Here is a 21531-nt window from a genome sequence, read left to right as displayed (position 1 = left end):
GGTCCTCCAGCAGATGGGCGTCACGAAGCCCGGCTGGTCCGGGCGCGCTGCCGTGCGGCGTCACGGCACGGCGATGCGCTCCAGGATAGGGAACGCGCAGCCGGGCGCGCGCTCGCGGCCGCCTGTTGCCGCGGGGCGTGGGTCGCCGCGGAGGCTCCGTCGACGCGGTGGGCGGGGCCGTCCGCCCCGGCTCACGCCTCCGGCGACTCCCCGTCCGGGTGCCCGAACTCCTCGGCGTAGCGCGCCCGCAGCTCCTCCCAGCCGTGGTCCATGGCGTCCATGCCCACGATGCGCTCCTGGTCGAGGCCGCTGAGCTGGGCGTCGAGCACCGCGAGGCACACCTGCCAGCCGGCGGCGAAGTACTGGGCCTGCTGCACGTCGGGCAGGCCCACCTGGATGTCCAGTCGGCCCTCCTCGATCATCCAGCCCATGGTGGCGTCGCCCCAGCGGTGGGTGAGGGCGTGCTGGCCGGCGGTCGCGAGGACGTCGGCAGCGACCGGGTCCTCGTCGGGCGTCTCGCGGCTGAGCGCCGGTCCCACCTCGGTGAGCCGACGGTCGGGGACGACGGGGGACCAGCGGGCGAGCTGCTCGGGATCGGTGATCGCGCGCCACAGCTGCTCTTCGGTGCCGGCGATGTCAACCTCGAGGATCAGGGTGTCGTCGGCGATCTCGGCGCGGACGGGCAGGTCGCGGATGCGGGCATCGATGTCCACGGCGTGCGCTCCCTCGGTGCCGGTGCTGTCGCTGCTCATGGGGCCTCCTCCTCACGGCGGATCCGCGCCGGCGTCGGCGCGGGCTCCTCGGATCATCTCACCCGGCGACCGGGGCGGCCGGGGAGCGCGTCACGTCGGCCGCGGGCTGCGGCGGCGCTCCCAGAAGGGTGATCCCGGGGATGCGCTCGGCGTGGTCGGCGGCGATCGCCCACAGGCGCTGCACCATGAACTGCACGGCAGGGTTCTTCGCGGAGGACCGACGCACCCACACCTGCAGGCTGCGGCGCGGCGCCGGGGAGCGCAGCGGGAGGACGACGACGCCGGGCGGCGGGTTCTGCTCCAGCAGCGAGGGCTGCACGCTGACGAAGCCCCCGGAGGCGATGAAGCCCAGCACGGCGGAGTAGTCGGGCGGATTGACCTCGACCCGGGGTGTGAACCCGGCGGCGTGGCAGGACGAGAGGATCCGAGCGAACCAGGTGGAGTCCAGGGGGTCGTCCGTGGCCCACGGGATCTCGGCGAGATCCGCGAGGGCCACGCTCTCGCGGGAGGCCAGAGGGTGGCTCGAGGGCACGAGGGCCACGTACGACTCCTCGAGGAGGTCGCAGAGCTGCCAGTCGGTGCCGGGCTCCGCGTCGATGTCGTCCGCGATCAGCACGTCCCCGCGCAGATCGAGCTCGCTCGCCGAGCAGTCCCGGTGCAGGAGGGTGAGGGAGAGGTCGGGGAAGGCCTCGCGCACGTCCTGCGCCAGGCGCGGGACCCAGGTGGCGGCGACCGAGGTCATGTAGGCGAAGGTGAGGGTCCCGGAGCGTCCCTCCCGCAGGTTCGCGGCCAGGCGCTGCACGTCGTCGAGCGCGTCCAGGGCGGTGCCCGCGGCCCGCGCGATCTCCGCGCCCGCGGGGGTGATCTCGATGCCGCGGCCGGAGCGCTCCACCAGGTCGACGCCGGTCTCCCGGCGCAGCGCGGAGAGCTGCTGGCTCACGGCCGACGGCGTGTATCCGAGCGCCTCGGCGCTCGCGCGGATGCTGCCGGTCGCGGCGACGGAGCGCAGCACGCGGAGTTTCACGGGATCGAGCATGCGGCCACCCTACGACCGATCAGCAGTGCTGAACAATGGGGTAGGAATGTTCGCTTGTCCTTCCGTATCGCCGGCCGCAGGATCGAGTCATGAGCACACTCGTCATGGGCCTGGCCCTCATCCTTCTCATCGCCGCCGTCTCCGTCGCCCTGGGGGCCGCGATCCGCGTGGTCCTCGGAGTCCTCCTCCCCGCTCCTCCGCCCGACGACGACCCCCGCTGGGTGCGCCCCGCGGACCCGTCACCGCGCACCCCGGCCGAGGCCTTCGAGCGCGGGAACGCCGCGATCACCCGCACCCTCGCCCCCGATGCGACCGTCCCGATCGCCCGCCTCTCCCGGGAGGACGAGCCGCCTGCCCCGCCCGAGCCGGACGTGTCCCGCGATCAGGACCCCGTCGGCCGTGCGATCGACCGCATCGCCGTGCGCTTCTGACGTCGGCGGCGTCGGGCCTGCCGGTCGTCGGCCGATCGGCCGGCGGCTCGTCGGTGCCGGCCAGGCTCATTCCCTGCCGGGGCGCCTGCCCTCGATCTCGCCCGTGCGCTCCTCGCGTCCGATGCGCAGCAGCACGGCGGCCCAGGATCGCAACGGCCGCCAGGCGGAGCTCACCGCGGCGACGTCGGCGTCCTCGCCGTAGCGCTCGGTGATCTCCTGCGCGAGCCGGCGCTCGTGACGGGGGAGGGCATCGGGGGCGTTCGCCCCGCGGATCACCACGAGCTCGGCGGCGAAGGGGCCCAGGCCCAGGATGCCCTGCACCTCGGTGAAGGCGTCGTCCGGGTCGAGGTCGCGGAGATGCTCGCCGTCCAGGGTCCCGTCGAGCGCGGCGCGGGCCACGGCGCGCAGGTACTCCGTCTTGCGGCCGGGCAGGTCGAGATCCGCCTCGAGGAGCGCCTGCGGGGCGGGGAAGGCGCCGTCCTCCCCCAGGTCCGCGGTGAGGCGCTCGCGCAGGGAGGCCGCCTGGGTGATGCGGATGCGCTGGGAGAGGACGGCCCACGCGGCCGCTTCGTAAGGCGAGTGGAAGCCGCAGGGTCGCAGCCCCGGCAGCTCGCGCTGCAGATCGCCGATCACGGGATCGTGCTCGCCGATCGTCGGCCACGAGCCGGCGTCGACGTCGAGGGAGAGGAAGCGCGCGACCTGCGCGATCGCCGCCTCGGGATCCCTCGGATCTCCGCCGTCCGTGCGGCCGACGGAGATCCGGGCGATGGGGCCGTCCTGCGTGACCTGCGCCCGGAGCGGCTCCCACGTGCGGTCGGCGCGGAACACGGTGGTCAGCGGGCCTTCCTGGGAGGGGAGCCGCTGCGGGGCGAAACCCTCCCAGAAGCGGCGGCTCGTGCTGAGCGACCAGGGTCCGCGGACCTCGAGGTCATGCGTGACGGTGTGGCCGGCCGCCATCAGGCGGGGCCCTGCGCGGTGTGGGCGGTGAGCGCGTACCCCTCGGGGCCGACGAAGGTCAGGGTCCGGCCGAAGGGCGAGTCGGCGACGGGGCCGAGCACCTCGACGCCCGCGCCGACGAGGTGCTCGTGCAGGGCATCGGCGTCCTCGACCGCGAGCCACAGGGCGACCCCGACGCCGGGCCGTGGGCTCGCCGCGTCGAGGTCGGTGCCGGGCAGCGGCTCGCGCACGGCGAAGGGGATCGGCGAGGTGCCGAAGACGACAGCGCCCGGAGGGGACGCGGGCGCGCGTCGCAGACCGAGGTGCTCCTCGAAGAAGGTCGCGGCGGCGTCGAGGTCGCGCACCTGCAGGGCGATGAAGTCGGGACCGGTGGCGGTCATGGCGGATCCTTCCGATCAATATCAGGACACTGATATACAACCGGCGGAAAGGCCCTATGTCAAGATGCTGATATGGATGGAGCGGAAGTGGGACCGGGAGAGGGATCGGGCTCGGACGCGGGCGAGGAGATCGGCGGAGGATCGGGCGGGGTCGCCGCACCGGTCGCCGCCGAGGATGCCGGCGCCGTGGTCTCGGCTCCCGGCGACCTCGGGCGACGGATCGGCTACGTGCTCAAGCGCGCGCAGGCGTCGCTCCACTCCCGGATGGACGCGAGGCTGCGGCCGCTCGGGCTCACGGTGCCGCAGTACGTGTGCCTCCAGAACCTCCGGCTGCGCCCCGGGCAGACGAGCGCTGAGCTCGCCCGTGCCGGCTTCGTCACCGCCCAGTCCATGCACAGTGTGGTCACGGGCCTGCAGACTCGCGGGCTGGTCACGCGGCCCGCCTCCGCCCCGAGCGGCAGGGGCCTGCCCATCGAGCTCACCGACGAAGGGGAGGGCCTGCTCGGCGAGGCCGACGGGCAGGTGCGCGAGATCGAGCGATCGATGCTCGACGCCCTCGGCGCGCCCGGGGCCGAGCAGTTGCTCGACGGCCTGGGCGCGCTCGCGCGGGTCCTCGACGACGACGGGTGAGGAAGCGGGCCGCGGTACCCGGCCCGGAACAGGTCACTCCGGGGTCCAGCGCCGAGTCAGCAGTTTTGTGGCGAGGCGTCGTGCATCTCGCAGGCGGTGGGCGTCCCCGTCGATCCCCCGATGCGCGATGGCACCCTCGAGCAGCAGGAAGAGATGCTCGGCGACATCCCCGGCCGCAGGTGACTCCGCGGACTCCTCGACGAGCTCTCCGAGCCGCCTCCGCACATGCGCCTTGTGGGCTCGCACCACGACCTGCCCTGGGTGGTCCGGGGGCAGCTCGCCCGCAGCGTTGAGGAAGGCGCAGCCGCGATCCGTCTGCTCGGCATCCTCGTAGGCGTCGAACACGGCGAGCGCCCGCGGCGGCGACGCGGCTGCGACGTGCGTCTCGAGCGTCCTCCGCCAGGCCTCGTCGCGGAGCTGAAGGTAGGTGGCGACCAGTGCGTCCTTGGAGCCGAAGCGATCGTAGAGCGTGCGCTTGGTGACCCCGGAGACCTCGGCGATCGTGTCCACCCCGACCGCATGGATTCCGTTCTCGTAGAACAGGGGGCCCGCTGCCTCCAGGATGCGCTGCGCGCCCGGGGTCAGATGTGACGTCCGGTCAGGATCGGCGGGCGGTGCCGTCCCGGACATCTCTCGTGCGCCATCCATGTCGTCTCCTCCGTCTCCTCTGCTCCCGGATTGACTTCACCGACCAGTGAAGTCTAGCGTGCGAAGGTACTTCACAGCCCTGTGAACCTGACCGAGGAGCGTTCGTGGACCCGAGCAGTCACACCGAGAAGCGCGGCGACACAGGTGCGCGCATCGCACGGCGGCCGCACGGCACCACTGCACGGGCGCTCGGCACGGATGCCCTGCTCGCCGTCGTGGCACTCGCCCTGATCGGCGTCTGCTACGGACTCGCCCGGTTTGCCTTCGGGCTCTTCCTGCCGACGTTCCGCGAGACCTTCGACCTCACCTCCCGGACCGCGGGCCTCATCGCGTCCTCGAGCTACCTCGCCTACTGCGCGGGCATCATCGGCGCAGTCGCGCTGTCTCCCCGGTTCGGATCGCGCACGGTCGCGCTCGCCGCCGGAGTCCTGGCGACCTCGGGGATCGCGCTCGTCGCCACGGCCATCAGCCCTGCGATGCTGCTCGGCGGAGTGGCGATCGCCGGCGCCAGCACCGGCGTCGCGTCGCCGCCGCTCGCCCAGGCGATCGCCCGCTGCGTCGCCCCGGCCAGGCGCGACCGCGTGCAGTCGATCGCGAACGCAGGCACGGGAGCCGGCGTCATGCTGTCCGGTCCCGTCGCCCTGCTCGGCCAGAACCATTGGCGGCTGTCCTGGGGTCTCTTCGCGCTCGCGGCATTCGCGGTGTGCGTCGCGGTCGCCGTCGTGGTCCCTCAGGTGCGGATCGTGCCGGCGGGCGCGAGGCGCGGAGGACCGCGGGCTGGGCGTGGTCGCGATGGTGCCGAGCGCGGTGAGCACGGATCGAGGACCCGAGTCGCGGGCGGTCCTGGTCGGGCCGACGCCCTCACGGCGAGCACGCTCGCCCTCGCGCGCCTCATGGGGGCGGCGGCCGTGATGGGGGCGGCGAGCGCGATGGTGTGGACGTTCGGGCAGGACCGGATCGCGGGCGCCGACGGGGCGGGGCCGCAGGTGGGAGTGACCGCCTGGATCGTGCTCGGCGCCTGCGGCCTCGGGGGAGCGGCCGCCGGCGACCTCGTGCGTCGCCTGGGGACGCGCGCCGCCTGGGCGCTCCTCATGGGGCTCGTGGCCCTGTCGACGGTCGTGCTCGGCATCGCCCCCGACAGCCCGCCGGCCGCGATCACCTCGTGCGCAGCCTTCGGCGCCGCGTACGTCGCTCTCACAGGGCTCGTCCTGGTGGGGGCGACCCGCATCCGCCCGGAGCGGACAGCGGTCGTGGTGGGCGGCGGTTTCCTCGCGATTGCTCTGGGCCAGACGCTCGCCACACCGCTCTGGGGTGCCGTCGCTGACCGGGCGGGAGCCGAGGCGGCGTTCCTCGGTGCGGGCGTGCTGGCGCTGGCGGGTGCCGTGCTCGCCCCAGTGGGGCGGAGGGCTCGAGCGCACAGTCGGAGCGGCTCCGAAGCTGCGGGCGGCTGAGCGTCACGGGCCGGGCGGCCAGGCGCTCACCTCGATGTGCGCGCCGTGGACGAGGTCGAAGGGGGCCGCGGTGCCGTGCCCTCCCAGACGGACTGGAAGCTCCGCACGGTCAGCGCCCTGTTCGGCTCCCTCGAGACCGCAGGTGACCAGATGCGTCTGCTGACCGCGCTGTGGCAAGGCGATCTCCTGGACCCGGCGGGGAGTGCGCTGATCAAGGGCATGCTCGGCCAGCAGCTCGCGCCGATCCGGATCAGCCGGATCCTGTCGTACCCGGACGTCGTCGTCGCGGGCAAGACGGGATCGGAGAGATCGCAGCGATGATCGTGGACGGGGTGCGCTCATCCCGGATATGAGGCGTTGACGCTAGAACCTGGGGGTTCTAGAATTGGTTGATGTGGAGCGTGGACATCGAGCTGATCGCGCCGTGGCTTGCGGAGCTCGACCAACACTCGCGGGAGCAGGTCGTGGCCGCCGTGGAGTTGCTGGAGGAGCACGGGCCGCAGCTGGGCCGGCCGCTCGTCGACACCGTGACCGCGTCGCGTCATAGGAACATGAAGGAGCTGCGTCCCGGGTCGGCGGGGAGGACCGAGCTTCGCGTCCTCTTCGCCTTCGACCCGGCTCGTCAGGCGATCCTTCTGGTCGCGGGCGACAAGTCCGGTGACTGGAGGGGCTGGTACAAGCGAAACATACCTCGCGCGGATGACCTTTTCGATGCCCATGTTCGTCGCGTGAAAGGACGGTGACCCCATGGCCATGGAACTTGCGGAGTTCCTCGCCGACCACCCTGTGGATCGAACGAAGGTGGCGGCCCATAAGGAGCGGATGCTCTCCCAGGTGCGCGCGTATCGTCTGCGCGAGCTGCGCCGTGACGCCGGGCTCACGCAGGTGCAGCTCGCTGAGCGCATCGGGGTCTCGCAGAGACAGGTATCGAAGATCGAGCGCGGCGACGTGGAGAATGCGCGCGTCGCCACCATCCGGCGATATCTCGAGGCGGTGGGCGGAGACCTTGCCATCGAGTTCGTGATCGGGGACACGCGCGTTCAGGTCGCCTGAACCTCACGGAGCTGCCGTCGCGCGCTGACCCCGGACGGTTCGTCGCGACGCAGAGGACGGCTACTCCGCCGCGACGTGCTTGCGAAGACGGCGGAGCGCGCTCTCGTACTCCGCTCGATACTCAGTCAGGGACTGTGGTGACAGCCTCCGCAGCTGGGTCGACAGCAGGTGCTCGGCGACGTCGACCGCGCAGTCGAACGCCCTCGCGATCTCCTGCGCGGGGTCGTCCGCGCGCAGCGCGGCCACGACCTCGTCGAGGCGGTCCGGGAGCGTGAGGAAGTGCGGCGTGAACCTCACGATGAACTCGTCCATCGCCCGCTCCTGCGGACTGTAGACCCGGTCTTCATCCGAGCTCACGCGCACTCCTTCCTCGTCCCTGGTCGTCGCTGTCGGGCCTTCGGCCCCGTCGGACCCACCGGCCCTGTCTTGGCCGCCTGGCCCCCCCGGCCGCCTCAGCCCTCGCTGCCCCCGAACCGCGCCGGCGGCAGCGGCGGAGCCGCGGCCGCGGGCGTCTGCTCGAGCGAGGCCAGGGCCTCCTCGATGCCGCGGCTGAGCTGCGGGTCCTTCCCTGCGAGCCACTCGTTGGGCGGGAAGGGCACCTCGATGTCGGGGTCCACGCCGTAGTTCTCGATGGTCCAGTCCACGCCCGCGAACCAGCTCGCGTACTTCGGCTCGGTGACGCCCGTGCCGTCGACCAGGTCGAAGCGGCCATCGATGCCGATCACGCCGCCCCAGGTGCGGGTGCCGATGAGCGGGCCGATCTTCATGGACTTCGCGACCGCGCCCACGATGTCGCCGTCGGACCCGGCCTCCTGGTTCGTCACGAACACGACCGGTCCGCGCGGTGCGAACGCCGGGTAGGTCGAGGGCTGCTCACCGCGGGGGTAGTCCCAGGAGACGACCCTGCGGGCCAGACGGTCGGTGACCAGCTGCGAGGTGTGGCCGCCGTTGTTGTAGCGCACGTCCACGACCAGCCCCTCCTTCGCGGAGGCCTCCCGCAGGTCGCGGTGCATCTGGGCCCAGCCGCTCGAGACCATGTCGGGGATGTGCAGGTAGCCCAGGCGGCCGTCGGAGTGCTCGGCGACGAAGGCACGTCGCGTGGCCACCCAGTCCTGGTAGCGCAGCTGCGACTCGTCGGCGAGCGGAGTGACGACCACGCGGCGGCGCTCGCCGTCGCGATCGAGGACGATCTCGGTGGGCTTCTCCGCGCAGCCCACGAGCAGGGGGCCAACGCCCGCGCCGGCCTTGACCGCGCGCCCGCCGATCTGCACGATCGCATCGCCCTCCCGGGCCGCGACGCCGGGGGCGAGCAGCGGGGAGCGCGCGTCGGGGTCCGAGGAGTCCCCGCGCAGGATCCGCGCGATGACGAGCCGCGCGCCGGAGCCGTCGGCCGACCCGCCCTCGATCCGGAAGTCCGCGCCGAGCAGACCCGGTGCGCCCTCGGTCTCGCGATCGCCGGGCACCGGCATCACGTAGGCGTGGCTCGTGCCGAGCTCGGCGACGACCTCCCACATCATGTCCGCGAAGTCGTCGGCGGTGACCAGGCGATCCACGACCTCGTCGTACCACGAGACCATCGCGTGCCAGTCCTGCCCGTCCATGTCCGCACGCCAGTACTGCTGCGCCATGATCCGGTAGTTGTCCCAGAGCATGCCGCGGCGCTCGAGCACCGGGTCCACGCGCAGCGTCAGGCGCCCCAGGTCGATCGTGATACGGGCGGGGTCCTCGTCCTCGACCTTGCGGTCCGCGGGGATCTGCACGAACGCCTCGCCCTGCCGCGTGACCAGCTGCTTCCCGTCGCCCGAGACCCACACCTGGTCCACGCCCTCGGCGAGCACGGTGACCTTGTGGTCGGCGAAGGCCCAGAGCTCCAGCGTCGGCTTCGGCGCCTCGTCCTCGAGGCCCGCACGGCTCGTGCCCAGCACGCCCTCGGCCGGATGGCGCAGCCAGATCACGCCGCCCGCGACGGCCTGCAGGTCCGTGAAGTGCCCGGAGGGGACGGGGAACGGGACGACCCGCTCCTCCGCAGCTTCGAGGTCGATCGTGGTCTGCGGCGGGCGCTCGGCGTCCTGCGCGCCCGCGGCGCTCGACGCGGTCGCCGGCGCGGACAGGTCCGCCGGCGAGGGGGCGCCGCGATGGGTGTTGGTGCGTGCGCTCCCGGAGGCGGGATCGGCCGATGGGCTGGTCGTGCCGCCGTCGGACCCCGGGCCATCGGGCCCGTGCGCATCGCCCGCGGTTCCGCCGGCCTTCTCACCCGACTTCTCCTCGCCGCCGGGGACCCAGCCGTCGGCGTCGGGTCCGAAGGGGTCGCGCGTGGTCCGCTCGAGCGGCAGCAGGAACGGGCGCTGGGAGTCGACGAAGCCGAGGTCGAAGACGATGTCGTCGTACTGGGTCTCGAAGGTGCGGGCGGAGACGAAGGCGAGGTGCTTGCCGTCGGCCGTGAAGGTCGGCGAGGACTCGAGGAACCGTCCGCTGGTCAGCGCGCGGCCCGTCGGTTCCGGGTCCGCGACCTCGGAGACCATGAGCTGGGAGACGAACTCGCTGCGCGGCTGCGACCAGGTGAGGAACCGCGAGTCCGGCGACCAGGCGAGGTCGCTGATCTCGCCGTGATGCGACGTCCCCACCTCGCGCACCGAGTCCAGACGCGGGACGTCGGGGTGGTCCTCGGCGGTGCTCGCGTCCTTCCCACTGGTGGCGGCGGGGTCGAGGATGCCGCGCAGGGTCACCACCCGCACCACGTAGTCATGGGTGGCGATCGCGATCCGGGTGCCGTCCGGCGAGGGGACGGCGTGGAGGATGCGGCCGACGGGGCCGAGGTCGAGCGTGATCTGCTCGCCCTCGGCGTCGAGGCGGCGCAGGGCGAGGGCGTCGGAGCCCGTGCGGCCCGCGAAGGCGTCGGGGTCGGTGCGGTCGCCCTGGGCGAGCTCATCGGTGACGATCACGGCGAACGGGGAGCGGCCCAGGGGCGCCGCCTCCCGGAAGCGCAGTCCGCACGAGCCCGCGAGCAGGCGCGAGGGCCCGCCGCGATGGGTGAGGACGTGCGCGGAGCCGCGCCACTCGACCACGCTCGCGCGGGCGTCGAAGGTGGGGCGCATGGCAAGCAGGTTCTTGTGCGGATCGGCCGCGCGCATGCGGCGGGCGGACCCCACGCCCGCGACGATCACGGGGATCTCGCGCGGCGCATCGTCGGGCCCGTCCATCGCGAACAGGCGCCCGCGGGAGGAGAAGACGATCGTGGCGCCGTCGGACGCCGGATCGCGCAGATACCCGTCCTCGCTGGTGAGGTGCGTGTGCGCGCGCAGGTCGGAGCCGTCCAGGGCGACCGACCACAGGTTGCCGGTGGCCCGGTCGGTGATCGCCGCGCCCTCGCCCGGGGTGTCCGAGGCGAACAGCAGCCGGTCGCCGACGAACGCCAGACGCGTCTTGTTCGCCAGCAGGTCGTCGCGCAGCGGCTCCCAGGAGCGGGCGGCGTGGGCTTCGTGCGGGGCGTCGATCGAAAGGTCCTCGCGGCTGATCCAGAGCCGCGCGGCGGTCCCGCCCTGGTAGTGCTTCCAGGTCGACGGCTCCTTGCGCCACATGGTCGCGACCACGGTGGTGCCCGTGGCCTCGTGCACCGCGACCTCGCTCGCGCGCCCGAAGGGGAGCAGCTCCGCACGGCCCTCGGCGTCCAGCGCCCACAGCTGCGCGTCGCGTGAGGAGAGCGTGGCGCCGTGGCCGGTGGTGACGATGATGCGGCCGTCCGGCAGCCAGCCCGCGACGCGGGTGTGCCGGTTCGCCCACCAGGTGAGGCGACGCGCGGCGCCCGTGCCGTCGCTCGGCACCAGGTGGACCTCGGGGCTCCCTGTCGCGCGCGAGGTGAAGGCGACCTGCGTGCCGTCCGGCGAGATCCGCGGGTAGGCGACGGGCGCGGAGTCCTCGCTCAGCCGCCATGCGTGGCCGCCCGAGAGGGGCGCGGCCCAGACGGCATCGGCCGCGGTGAAGACGACGAGGTCGCCGCGGACATCGGGGTAGCGCAGGTACGCGCTGCCGGGGGCGGCGGGGCTCGTTGAGGAGGGATCGGTGAGCACGTCAGCGGGCGTCGATGGCATGTCGTCCACAGTAGGCCGGGATGCGCGGGGTGGGGAGGGGTTTTTCGGGCGGGGTGGGTGGCGGCGGCGTCGGTGGGGGTGTCGGTGCTGGCGCTGGCGCTGGCGCGGGCAATTGTCGTCGAGCGGCGTATAGCGGACCTCTCTGCCTATATAGGCAGAGAGGTCCGCTATACGCCGGTGCGTGACCGATCCAGGGGCGTCGGACGAGGCGGGCGAAAGCGAAGTGCTCGGTGATCCAGGAACGCCGGCGCGGCGTTCAGCCGCTTCGAGGCCGGGTGCTGACGGGGAGCGGCCAATCCTGTGCGTGCGTGAACGGCACGGCGACGACCTGCACGGAGTCCGCGTAGACGATGCGGCCCGGGGTGCTGGTGCGCAGCTCAGACCAGGGGACGTGGGAGCGATCGAGCAGCTGGGTGTATGCGCGGGCGATCGCGAGGAGCTCGTCGGCGCTCTCGCGGAACCAGGAGCGAGCGCCTGGATTGCGCTCGCGGTCGTAGCAGTCGGCGACCACGGTGCTCGGGTCGGTGTACGCGCGTTCGCCGTGTGCGTTCATCCTGCGCACCCAACGATCGTCCTCCGGGGACAGCACGCCGGCGTCGCGCAGGCCATTGGCCATCGCGAAGATGCCGGGAAAGGTGCCCCGCCGATTGGGTACGGCGCTCTGGAAGCGGACGAACATGCCTCGAGGGTACGGAGGCGGAGCCGCATGGGTGGTCCGGTTCCGCGACGCGGCGGAGCGTCGGGTCGCTACGGTGGAGGGCATGGGTGCAGATCTGCGACGAGCGTCCGGAAGCGTAACCGCGTTGATCATCGCGGTCAGCATTCTCATGGCCTACAACGTGCACTGGGCGGCAAACGCGAAGGTGACGATCGCCGTGGTCGGCCTGCTGATCGCGCTGGTGGTGCGCGATCGGCTCGTGGTGCGCGAGTACCCCGTGGACCACGGGCTGGATACCCGCACGGGCGAGCCGGAGGTCCTCGGCTACGACAACGAGGAGCGGGCCTACGACGGGCGCGGGGCGGCCCGAGCCCCCCCCCCCCCCAAGCGTAGGGCCGTAGGCGATGCAGGCCGCACAGCCCACCCCCGGGGCCCGGGGCGGGCCCCCCCCCCCCCCCCCGCCCCCCCCGCCCCCCCCCCCCCCCCCCCGGGCGCCCCCCCCCCGGGGGGGGGGGCCCGACGTGCGTCCGGCGAGAACTCATGCGTACCGGGCGCGGATCCAGGTCGACGTGCGACCCTTGCGCGATGTCTGACCGGACGTCCGAACGTTCCCCAGAGGAGGCCATGAGATGAGCGCACTGCGACAGACGGCGAGCGTCCTGCTGCTCGTCCTCGCCGCCGTGGTCGGTGCGAGCTGGCTGCCGGGCACCTGGCTGCAGGAGCACGTGGTCGACCGCGATGGCTTCCTCGAGGTCGCCGAGCCGATGGGGGAGGACGCCTCGACACAGCACGCGCTCACCGATGCCGCCGTCGACGAGCTTCTCTCGAGCGACGTGATCCCCTCCTCGGTACGCGGCGCGGTCGCGCCCTACGCCAAGGAGCAGGCATCCTCCTTCACGACCACGTCGGCCTACCGGGAGATGTGGGACGACTCGATGGGCTCGGTGCACGACGGGCTCTTCGCGTCGGGCGACAGCGCCATCGAGGTCGACCTCTCGCCCGCCGTCGACTCGCTCATGGACCCGATCGAGGAGAAGCTGCCCTTCGGGATCACCCTGCCGCGGCCGGACCATCCCACGGCCACCCTCACCACGATCCCCGACCTGCCCGCCCTCCGCGCGGCCGCACAGGTGCTGCCGTACGCGTCCTGGGCACTGCCGGTGATGATCGTGCTCATGGTGCTCGCACTGATCGTCGCCGATCGCAGGCGGGCTGCTCTGCTGGGCGCCGGGATCTCGACCCTCGTGGCGGGCGCGACCGGTCTGCTGCTCGCCGCGGGTATCGGAGCCCTTGTCCCTGCGTCGATCGACGGCGCGGGTTTCCTGGGGCCGATCGTGCAGGGCTTCGAGGCCCGCTTCAGCGCCGACATCGCCCCCCGCGCGACCGTGATGACCGGCGTCGGCGCGGGGATCATCGTGGTGGGTGCGGTGCTGCTCGCCGTGGTGCGCAGGCCTGCGCGGCGGTGATGAGATGCCTGGAGTCTCCGTGATGCGGTGGGCGGGCGGCTTGGCTCTCCGACCGGATGGAGATCTCAGTCATCTGCCGGAGGTGGTTCCGCGCCGCGCGGGCCGAGGGTGCCGTCCCGTTGCCTGTACCCGCCGGCGAGCGCTCGGAGGTCGGCGATGAAGAGTCGCAACCAGAAGGTCGAGGCGACGACCACGAACACGAGAGAGAGCTGACTCATCCACGAGTGGAGGAGTCGTTCGCCGGGCCACCACAGCCACAGGAGCACGACCAGCACGGCTGGCCGCGCGACCACCTTCAGCCACAGCAGGCGCAGGCCGTCCCTGCTCATATCCATCACCGCAGCAAGTTGCCTGGTCGGTCCTCGGCGCGGCCATTCCGCTTCTTCGCGCGGCTGCGAGAATCCACTGCCTCGTGATCACTCAATGACCTGCTGTTTCTCTGGTGCCCCCGGCGCGATTCGAACGCGCGACACCCGCTTTAGGAGAGCGGTGCTCTATCCCCTGAGCTACGGGGGCGGAACCGCCGACCATCCTACGGTACGGAGGGTCCGGGACCTCCGCCCGGGCGCATGGCAGGATCGAAGCGTGAGCACCTCCACGCTGACCGTCGCCCTCGCCCAGTACGCCGTCGACGAGGATCCGTCGCGCGCGACCGAGCGCGCCGTGCGCGCCCTCGACGAGTCGGCAGCGCGGGATGCACGGCTCGTGGTGCTGCCCGAGGCCGCGCTCGCCCCCTTCGGCACGGATCTCGCGGCCGCCGCGCGCGATCACGCCGACGCCTTCGACGAGGCGATCACCGCGACCGCGCAGAGGCATGACCTGGTGGCCGTCGCCGGATCCTTCACGCTCGCCGCCGACGGCCGAGTGCACAACACGGTGATCGTCCGCGGCCGCGACCTGCGCGCGGACTACCGCAAGATCCACCTCTACGACGCCTTCGGCGCCCGCGAGTCCGAGACCATCGCACCTGGCGACACGCTCGTCTCGGTCGACGTCGACGGGGTGTGTGTGGGCCTCGCGACCTGCTACGACATCCGCTTCCCCGAGCAGTTCGTGGCGCTCGCGGGGGCGGGCGCGCAGGTGGTCGTGGTCCCCATGGCATGGGGAGCGGGGGAGGGGAAGGCCGATCAGCTCCGGCTGCTGCAGCGTGCCCGGGCGCTGGACTCGACGAGTCTGCTGTTGGCCGCGGACCAGGTGCCCGGTCCCGGCTGGAGCGGGAAGGCGGCGCGTGGGGTCGGCGGCAGCGCCGCCATCTCACCGCTCGGCGCGGTGATCGCGGCGGCGGGGGAGGCCGAGGAGCTGCTCCTCGTCGAGGTCGACGCCGAGGCCGTGGCCGAGGCGCGGTCCACGTTGCCCGTGCTCACCGATCGACCGGAGCTGCGGGCCTCCTGAGGCGTCGACGCCTCGTGCATCGGCTCGCATCGGCGCCTCTCACATAGGCGCCTCCTCGTCACGGCGTCCCTCCCCGCACATGCGAACGGCGCCGGACCCGAGGGTCCGGCGCCGCGTCGACGGCTCATCGGCCGTGGGAAGAACTCGGATCAGAGATTGCCGAGGCCGTCCTTCGCCTTGTCGGCCCCATCGCCGATGGCGCCGTCGAACTGATCGGGAGCGGCATCCTGCGCCTTCTCCGAGGCAGCGTCGATGCCCTCGCCGATCTTGTCCTTGTTGTCGGATGCGGCGTCCTTGGCCTTGTCGAAAGCGTCGTTGAGACCCATGGGGAACTCCTCTCGTTCGGCGTCGCGCTCCGGTCGGAGCGACAAGCCCTACGCTAGGAGCCTTCCCGGCAGACGTGCCAACCATCGTCGAAACATGGCGACCAGGTGACGAGCTGTGAGCATTAGGCGCGCATTCCTGCCATTCACAGGCATGATTGGTGCATGGAAACGACCGAACCGGGTGCGGCTACCGCCGCTGCGACCCCGCCCAAGGACAAGAGCGGCCGCTGGGACCGTGTGCTCGCGATGCTCGCGACCCACCGCAGCCTGAGCGTGACCGAAGTGGCTCGCGAGCTGGGGATCAGCGAGTCCACGGTCCGCCGCGACTTCGTCGAGATGGAGCGCGCCCAGCTCGCACGCCGCACCCACGGCGGCATCGTCGCGATCGACGTCGCCTACTCGCTCGCGACCACCCCGCGGGAGAAGGACGGCGCCTCCGCCGACCGGGAGCGCGTGGCGGCCGTCGCCGCGGAGATGATCCGCCCGGGGCAGATCGTCGGGTTCAACGGCGGGCGCTCGACCACGAGCACGGCCCGTCGGGCCGTCTCCCGTCCCGATCTCGACGCGAAGGACGGCACGCCCGGGCTCACCGTCGTCTGCGCGGCCCTGAACATCGCGACCGAGGCCGTGCTGCGCCCCGCCGTGCGCACCGTCGTGCTCGGCGGCGTCGCCGAGCCGTACTCCTTCGAGCTCACCGGGCCGCTCGCGACCGCCACCATGCGCGACCTGTGGCTGGACACCATGTTCGTGGGCATGATCGGCCTCGACATCGATGCCGGGCTCACCTGCAACTCCGACGCCGAAGCGGGGGTGACCCGCACGATGATCGGGCATTCGCGGCGCGTCGTCGGCCTCGCCACGGCCGACAAGTTCGGTCTACGCGCGCTCGCGGGCATCTGCCCGGTCGCCGCGCTCACCGACCTCGTGATCGCCGGCGAGGTCCCGGGGGAGCTGCGCGAGCACCTCGCCGAGCATGAGGTGCGCCTGCACGAGGCCTGAAGGTTCGTCCGACGCCCGCCCGAGGTCCGTCGGAGGGCGCGGCAGGACGTCGGTGTGTGACCGGGCCGTCAGGGGCCGACGGAGGCCCGCTCGAGCGGTGTGTGATGCGCCCGGCGCGACCTGCGCCGCCGCGCACGGCACGCCTCCGCGTCGCCGTCGTGTCCGGCCGGTAGCGTGGGGTTCCATGTGGAGACTGCTGCGTGGGAAGAAGCGCACCGAGGAGCAGGGGAGCGCACCGGGCGCCCCGGACGAGGCGACCTCGTCCGGCGAGGACGCCGGTCCCGCCGCCTCGACCGCCCGCACCGGGGCCGCGAACAGGCGCGGCCGCTCCGCGGCGAGCGGTGCGAGCGCCGCCAGCGCCGCGAGCGCGAACGCCTCCGACGGCGCCGAGGGCTTCGCCTATTCCGTCGACCACCGCCTCGACCCCGCGGGCGCCGACATCGCCCCTCTCCAGGACGAGGACGCCCTGCCTCGCCGCCGCGTGGACGACCGCCCGCTGAGCCGTGCCGACCGCGTCGGCAGCGCCCTGGACCGCTGGATCCTGCAGATTGCCGGCACCCGCGCCGAGCCCTCCTTCCTCACCCGCATGCGCGCGGGCGAGCACGTGCTGGACCTGACCCACTCCCACCCCTCGGGACTCGCCCAGCTCCTCGCCGGCCGCGGCCCCACACGCCTGTCGTCCCTGGTCCGCGAGGTCGGTGCGCTCGCGGACGCCCGCGCCGAGGCGCGGGCGATCCGCGAGATCGCCGAGCGCCAGGCCGAGGAGGTCGGGCTGTCCACCTGCCACCTCGGCATCGGCGAGGCGACCTGGATCCCCGAGGAGGGCGGAGAGCCCTACCACGCCCCGGTGCTGGTGCGGCCCATCACCCTGCGCCTGCGCGGCAGCGCGCGCGAGGACGTCGATCTGGATCTCGACGCGACCGTGGACGTGAACCCCATCCTGCTGCGCGCCCTGCGCGAGGCAGGCATTGCCGTGGACGCGCGCGCCCTGCTTGCGACCACGGAGGGCCCCTACGGCTTCGATCCGACGCCGGTGATCGACGCCTTCAAGTCGCTCGGCCAGCCTCTGCCCGGCTTCCGCGTCGCCCAGGCGCTCGTGGTCGGCAACCTCATGGATGCCGCCGGCCAGCTCGTCGACGATCTGCGCACCGATGCCGCCGACTGGGCCGACAGCGACCTCGTCGCCGCCCTCGCCGGCGACCCCGAGGCCCGCACCGCCCTCGCCCCCTCGGCCGACGGGTCTGCGGCCCCGGGTTCGCCGTCCGCCGATCGTCCGGCCCCCGGCGGGATGCGCGGCACCGAGGGGGAGAGCGCCCACGAGCCCTCCGCCCCCGCCGAGTCCGAGATGGTCACCTCCCTGCCCCCGGACCGCATGCGCGTCCTCGCGCAGGTTCTGGCCGGCGGCCACCTCGCGGTGAGCACACCTCCCGGCACCGACCCCATCGACCTCGTCGTCGACCTCGCCGCGGAGGCGAATGCGCGCGGCCGCAGCGTGCTCGTGGTCTCCCAGCGCCGGGCGAACCTCGCGCACATCGCCGCCCTCGCCCGCGAGCGCGGCCTCGAGGACCTCGTGTTCGACCTCTCGCCGGACCCGTCCCTCCAGCGCAACGCCTCGGCCGCGCTGCTGCAGAGCCTGCGGCGCGCCGGCTCCTTCTCCTCCCCGGTCTCCACGGCCGAGCCCGAGGAGCTCGCCGAGGCCCGCAGTATCCTCACCGGGCACGTCGAGGCCATGCACCGCGTCCAGCAGCCCTGGAATGCCTCCGCGCACGATGCCCTCTCGGCGCTCGCCGCGCTCACTCGCATGCGTCCCGCGCCCCGCACGGAGGTGCGACTGGGTGCCGATGTCGCCGCGACCATGGTCGGCGAGGACCGGGAGCGCGGGGCGGAGTCGCTGCGCGAGGCCGCCCGCCTGGGCGTGCTGTCCATCGGCCCCGAGGACACCGCCTGGTACGGCGCCCCCATCACCACCGACACGCAGGCGGAGCGCGCCCTCGCCCTCGTCGAGCGCCTGCGCGAGAAGCAGCTCCCGCAGCTGCGGCGCGCGATCGAGCGCACCGGCGGCGAGATCGGTCTCGCCCCCGCACGCACCCTCGAGGCGCTGATCGCCCGGCTGCAGCTGCTCTCGAAGGTCCGCGGGGCTCTCTCCGTGTTCCAGGGGGCGGTGTTCGCGGCCCCGCTGGACGACCTCATCGCCGCGACCGCCACCAAGGACTGGCGGCGCGAGCACGGCGTGGTCATGTCCTTCACGACCCGTCGGCGACTGCGCAAGGAGGCCGCCGCGCTCCAGCGCCCGGCCTCGCTCGCCCCCGACCTCCACGAGGCGCTGCGCACCGTGCGCTCCGTGCGCGAGGAGTGGAGGGCGGCCGACGGCGGCAGCGGCTCCGCCCCGTCGGTCCCCGAGAAGCTCGAGAACTGCGCGCAGACCGCGGAGTCCATGCAGTCCCTGTGCGACGAGCTCGCCGTGCTGCTGGAGGGCACGCCCGCCGGCGGGGCGCTCGCCCGCACGGACGTCGACGATCTCGCCGAGCGGGCCGACGCCCTGTTCGCGGACCGCGACGACCTCGCCGAGCTGCCGCGCCGCACCACCCTGCTGCGCTCGCTCGCGGCCGACGGCTTGGGCGACCTCGTCGAGGACCTGCGTGCGCGCGGCGTCCGCGAGAAGCATGTCGCCGCCGAGCTCGACCTCGCCTGGTGGCAGAGCGTCCTCGAGCTCATCGCCCGCGCCGAGCCCACCATCTCCCAGTACGACGGGACGGGGCTGTCGCAGGTCGCCGAGCGCTTCCGGCGCCTGGACGCCCAGCACATGGAGCGCGCCTCCTACCGGGTGCGCGGCGCCTCCGACGACCGCCTCGTCTCCACGATGATGTCCTTCCCCGACACCTCGCGCGCGGCGATCGCCGAGCTCGCCCGCTCATCGACCGTCTCCGTGCGCGACCTCGCCGCGAAGTACGAGGACATCCTGTTCGCCGCGCGCCCCACCTGGCTCGCCTCCCCGTACCTGGTGCCGCAGGTGGTCCCGCGCGGGCGCCACTTCGACATGGTCATCGTCGCCGACGGCGGGCGCCTCCCGACCGCGGCCGCGCTGCCCGCGATCGCCCGGGCCGACCAGGTCGTCGTGCTCGGCGACGTGCTCGACCACGCCGAGGTCGAGGGGCCCGTCCTGCTCGACGACATGCTGCAGGTCGCCCCGCACATCGCCCTCCACCGCGACCCGCGGCCCGCCGGCTCCGTGCTGCGCGCCTTCGCCCAGCGCCGGTCGCTCGTGGGCGAGGTCGTCTCCACGCCCAGCCCGTCGGCCCCCGACCCCGACCGCCTCGTCGTCGTCGAGAACGGCCGCGGCGCCGTGCCCACCGGCACCGAGCTCGTCGAGAGCACGGAGGCCGAGCTGCGCCGCGTGACCAACCTGGTCATCGAGCACGCCCGCCACCGGCCCGAGCTCTCGCTCGCGGTCTTCACCCTGACCGCGGAGCACGCTCGCAAGGTCATGGAGCGCATCATGCACACCGTCTCCGTGGTGCCCGGCCTGCGCGAGTTCTTCGACGCTGCCAGCCGCGAGTACTTCACGGTGCTGCCCGCCTCCCGCGCCTCCGGCGTGGTGCGCGACGAGGTGATCGTCTCGCTCGGCTTCGGCAAGACCCCGCACGGGCGGCTGCTGCACCGCTTCGGTCCGCTCTCCGCGCCCGACGGGCGCAAGGCGCTCGCCACCGTGCTCACCCGCTCCCGCGGACGCAGCACGGTCGTCTCCGCCTTCGACGTCGAGGACCTCGACCCCTCGCGGCTGAAGTCCGAAGGCGCCCGTGACCTGCGCGCCATGCTCACCGTGCTCCACGGCGGCGCCGACGCCGACCTCGAGGCGTCGGATGCCGCCGGGCCACCGGCGGCCGAGACCCCGGCCTCGACCTCGGCGGCCTCCGCGTCGTCGGCCGCGTCGGCGAGCTCGCCCGCGTCGGCCGCGGAGGAGACCGAGAGCTCCGTCGACGCCCAGATCGAGGCGGCGCTCGCCGCCGCCGACGCCCAGGACGAGTCGGTCGCCCCGGACGACGGTGCGACCGACGCCGACGTCGACGATGCCGATGCCGATGCCGATGCCGCAGCAGCGACGCCGTCGGAGACCGATGGCGCATCTGACGAGGAGTCCGCGCAGGGCTCGGAGGTGCAGGCGGCGGTGGCATCCGCAGTCGCGGACAGCACCGCCGCGGCCGCTTCCGGCGACCAGTCCGGCGTCACCGACGAGAAGGCCGATGGGAATGTCGCCGACGTCCGGGACGCCGCTTCTCAGGATGCCGCGCGGGACGAGTCCACGAAGGAAGACACTGCGCAGGACGGGTCCGGGCAGGACGAGCCGTCGCAGGACGAGCCCGTCGCCCACGTCCTCGAGACCAACGCCCTGGTCAATGACCTGGCGGATCGTCTCTGGCGGCTCGGTCTCGTGGTCGACACCGACTTCGGGGTGACCTCGGACCGGATCGACCTCGCGCTCGGGCATCCGGATCTTCCCGGCCGCTACCTGCTCGCGGTCGACACCGACGGCGAGAGGTACGTCGCGACCGCGAGCCAGCGCGAGCGCGACCGGCTGCGGGCCGAGCGCCTCGAGGCCTCGGGCTGGGCGACCGAGCGCGTGTGGTCGTGGGCGCTGTTCATCGACCCCGACGGCGAGGCGGAGCGCATCCGCCGCGGCGTCGAGCGCGCGCTCATGCTCTACCGCGAGGAGGCCGAGCAGGCCGCGCTCGAGGGAGCCGGCGGCGCCCGCCACCGTCTGCCCCGGCCGCAGATCCCCGCAGGCCATCCGCTCGAGTTCTACGCGAGCGAGGACTTCGACTCGGTCGTCGAGTACATCGCCTCCGACGGCCGCGCCCGCCTCGAGGACCACCTGGCCGCCGAGGTCCGCAGCTTCCTCGGCTTCACCCAGCGCTCCGTGCTCCTGGACGTCTCCGTCAGCAGCGCGATCCGCCGCTTCCAGGAGCGGCAGTGACCCAGGGTGCGCACGGCGCGGACCGCAGGTCGGGCCGCGTCGTGATCTCCTCCCTCACCGGGAAGCCCATCCCGTGGGACGACGACGAACGGTCGGGCGACGCCCGCAGCGACGGCGCCCGTGCCCCGCGCCGCGGTGACGAGCGACCGCTGATCCCGGATCGCGCCTCAGAGGACGCGCCCGAGGCGGAGGAGCGCTCCGGCCACGACGCCGAGATCCTCCGCGACGTGCCGCCGCACTGGGGCACCGGGGCCTGAACCGGGGCTCCCGAGCCGTGACTCCTCGGCGGCGT

21 protein-coding genes and 1 tRNA gene are annotated in these 21531 nt (G+C 73.2%); 11 read left to right on the top strand and 11 right to left on the bottom strand.

Annotation, left to right across the window (positions count from 1 at the left end; translation table 11 throughout):
- Nucleotides 1–191: 191 nt before the first annotated feature.
- Together I8D64_RS07850 and I8D64_RS07845 are read right to left on the bottom strand one after the other, a co-directional pair.
- Nucleotides 192–752 (bottom strand): SRPBCC family protein, encoded by a 561-nt coding sequence (locus tag I8D64_RS07850; RefSeq protein ID WP_200501939.1) that lies wholly within the window; start codon nucleotides 750–752, stop codon nucleotides 192–194.
- 58 nt (nucleotides 753–810) lie between these two features.
- On the bottom strand, nucleotides 811–1788 hold the full coding sequence (locus I8D64_RS07845; protein WP_200501938.1) for a LysR family transcriptional regulator: 978 nt from the start codon (nucleotides 1786–1788) through the stop codon (nucleotides 811–813).
- Between the two features lie 89 nt (nucleotides 1789–1877).
- Between I8D64_RS07845 and I8D64_RS07840 the strand changes: the two genes are divergently transcribed.
- Nucleotides 1878–2219: a hypothetical protein gene (locus I8D64_RS07840; protein ID WP_200501937.1), complete on the top strand. Its 342-nt coding sequence runs from the start codon at nucleotides 1878–1880 to the stop codon at nucleotides 2217–2219.
- A 66-nt stretch (nucleotides 2220–2285) separates the two neighbouring features.
- Here I8D64_RS07840 and I8D64_RS07835 read toward each other — a convergent pair whose 3' ends face one another.
- A complete protein-coding gene (locus I8D64_RS07835; protein WP_200501936.1) occupies nucleotides 2286–3176 on the bottom strand; it encodes a DNA-3-methyladenine glycosylase family protein in 891 nt (296 codons plus the stop codon).
- Entirely contained in the window at nucleotides 3176–3556 is a 381-nt protein-coding gene (locus tag I8D64_RS07830) for a VOC family protein (protein WP_200501935.1), read from the bottom strand. The genes I8D64_RS07835 and I8D64_RS07830 overlap by 1 nt, the downstream gene beginning before the upstream one ends.
- Nucleotides 3557–3643: 87 nt before the next feature.
- On the opposite strand from I8D64_RS07830, the gene I8D64_RS07825 reads away from it, so the two are divergent.
- A complete protein-coding gene (locus I8D64_RS07825) occupies nucleotides 3644–4186 on the top strand; it encodes a MarR family transcriptional regulator (protein WP_200501934.1) in 543 nt (180 codons plus the stop codon).
- A 33-nt stretch (nucleotides 4187–4219) separates the two neighbouring features.
- Here I8D64_RS07825 and I8D64_RS07820 read toward each other — a convergent pair whose 3' ends face one another.
- Nucleotides 4220–4834 carry a TetR/AcrR family transcriptional regulator gene (locus I8D64_RS07820; protein ID WP_246482843.1) on the bottom strand — a complete coding sequence of 205 codons (615 nt, stop codon included), beginning with the start codon at nucleotides 4832–4834 and terminating at the stop codon, nucleotides 4220–4222.
- Nucleotides 4835–4938: 104 nt separating this feature from the next.
- On the opposite strand from I8D64_RS07820, the gene I8D64_RS07815 reads away from it, so the two are divergent.
- From I8D64_RS07815 to I8D64_RS07800, 4 genes are all read left to right on the top strand, one after another.
- Nucleotides 4939–6285: an MFS transporter gene (locus I8D64_RS07815; RefSeq protein ID WP_200501933.1), complete on the top strand. Its 1347-nt coding sequence runs from the start codon at nucleotides 4939–4941 to the stop codon at nucleotides 6283–6285.
- Between the two features lie 75 nt (nucleotides 6286–6360).
- The gene (locus I8D64_RS07810) at nucleotides 6361–6606 is read left to right on the top strand and encodes a serine hydrolase (protein ID WP_200501932.1); all 246 of its coding nucleotides are present in this window, start codon (nucleotides 6361–6363) and stop codon (nucleotides 6604–6606) included.
- 71 nt (nucleotides 6607–6677) lie between these two features.
- Complete coding sequence (locus I8D64_RS07805) at nucleotides 6678–7028, top strand: type II toxin-antitoxin system RelE/ParE family toxin (RefSeq protein WP_200501931.1); 351 nt, start codon at nucleotides 6678–6680, stop codon at nucleotides 7026–7028.
- A 4-nt stretch (nucleotides 7029–7032) separates the two neighbouring features.
- Entirely contained in the window at nucleotides 7033–7338 is a 306-nt protein-coding gene (locus I8D64_RS07800; protein ID WP_200501930.1) for a helix-turn-helix domain-containing protein, read from the top strand.
- A 60-nt stretch (nucleotides 7339–7398) separates the two neighbouring features.
- On the opposite strand, the gene I8D64_RS07795 is transcribed toward I8D64_RS07800, so the two are convergent.
- From I8D64_RS07795 to I8D64_RS07785, 3 genes are all read right to left on the bottom strand, one after another.
- The gene (locus I8D64_RS07795) at nucleotides 7399–7695 is read right to left on the bottom strand and encodes a hypothetical protein (protein WP_200501929.1); all 297 of its coding nucleotides are present in this window, start codon (nucleotides 7693–7695) and stop codon (nucleotides 7399–7401) included.
- 95 nt (nucleotides 7696–7790) lie between these two features.
- Nucleotides 7791–11426 carry a S41 family peptidase gene (locus I8D64_RS07790; RefSeq protein WP_200501928.1) on the bottom strand — a complete coding sequence of 1212 codons (3636 nt, stop codon included), beginning with the start codon at nucleotides 11424–11426 and terminating at the stop codon, nucleotides 7791–7793.
- Between the two features lie 256 nt (nucleotides 11427–11682).
- Entirely contained in the window at nucleotides 11683–12105 is a 423-nt protein-coding gene (locus I8D64_RS07785) for a hypothetical protein (RefSeq protein ID WP_200501927.1), read from the bottom strand.
- Between the two features lie 608 nt (nucleotides 12106–12713).
- Here I8D64_RS07785 and I8D64_RS07780 point away from each other — a divergent pair.
- Nucleotides 12714–13550 carry a hypothetical protein gene (locus tag I8D64_RS07780; protein WP_200501926.1) on the top strand — a complete coding sequence of 279 codons (837 nt, stop codon included), beginning with the start codon at nucleotides 12714–12716 and terminating at the stop codon, nucleotides 13548–13550.
- A gap of 65 nt (nucleotides 13551–13615) precedes the next feature.
- Here the strand turns inward: I8D64_RS07780 and I8D64_RS07775 are convergent, their stop codons facing one another.
- Together I8D64_RS07775 and I8D64_RS07770 are read right to left on the bottom strand one after the other, a co-directional pair.
- On the bottom strand, nucleotides 13616–13879 hold the full coding sequence (locus I8D64_RS07775) for a hypothetical protein (RefSeq protein ID WP_200501925.1): 264 nt from the start codon (nucleotides 13877–13879) through the stop codon (nucleotides 13616–13618).
- A gap of 111 nt (nucleotides 13880–13990) precedes the next feature.
- Nucleotides 13991–14066 (bottom strand) — tRNA-Arg (locus I8D64_RS07770).
- Nucleotides 14067–14135: 69 nt separating this feature from the next.
- Between I8D64_RS07770 and I8D64_RS07765 the strand changes: the two genes are divergently transcribed.
- Nucleotides 14136–14942, top strand: coding sequence for a nitrilase-related carbon-nitrogen hydrolase (locus I8D64_RS07765; protein WP_200501924.1), 807 nt, complete (start codon nucleotides 14136–14138; stop codon nucleotides 14940–14942).
- 149 nt (nucleotides 14943–15091) lie between these two features.
- Here I8D64_RS07765 and I8D64_RS07760 read toward each other — a convergent pair whose 3' ends face one another.
- On the bottom strand, nucleotides 15092–15268 hold the full coding sequence (locus I8D64_RS07760) for an Rv0909 family putative TA system antitoxin (RefSeq protein WP_200501923.1): 177 nt from the start codon (nucleotides 15266–15268) through the stop codon (nucleotides 15092–15094).
- A 162-nt stretch (nucleotides 15269–15430) separates the two neighbouring features.
- On the opposite strand from I8D64_RS07760, the gene I8D64_RS07755 reads away from it, so the two are divergent.
- The 3 genes from I8D64_RS07755 to I8D64_RS07745 all read left to right on the top strand — a co-directional run bounded on the left by I8D64_RS07755 (nucleotide 15431) and on the right by I8D64_RS07745 (nucleotide 21496).
- Nucleotides 15431–16267, top strand: coding sequence for a DeoR/GlpR family DNA-binding transcription regulator (locus I8D64_RS07755; protein WP_200501922.1), 837 nt, complete (start codon nucleotides 15431–15433; stop codon nucleotides 16265–16267).
- A 184-nt stretch (nucleotides 16268–16451) separates the two neighbouring features.
- A complete protein-coding gene (locus I8D64_RS17585; protein ID WP_200501921.1) occupies nucleotides 16452–21239 on the top strand; it encodes a hypothetical protein in 4788 nt (1595 codons plus the stop codon).
- Nucleotides 21236–21496 carry a hypothetical protein gene (locus I8D64_RS07745; RefSeq protein ID WP_200501920.1) on the top strand — a complete coding sequence of 87 codons (261 nt, stop codon included), beginning with the start codon at nucleotides 21236–21238 and terminating at the stop codon, nucleotides 21494–21496. The genes I8D64_RS17585 and I8D64_RS07745 overlap by 4 nt, the downstream gene beginning before the upstream one ends.
- Nucleotides 21497–21531: the final 35 nt, after the last annotated feature.

Source organism: Brachybacterium halotolerans, assembly GCF_016623465.1.
In the GTDB taxonomy this organism is placed as follows: domain Bacteria; phylum Actinomycetota; class Actinomycetes; order Actinomycetales; family Dermabacteraceae; genus Brachybacterium; species Brachybacterium halotolerans.
This window is presented reverse-complemented; position numbering and strand designations above follow the sequence as displayed.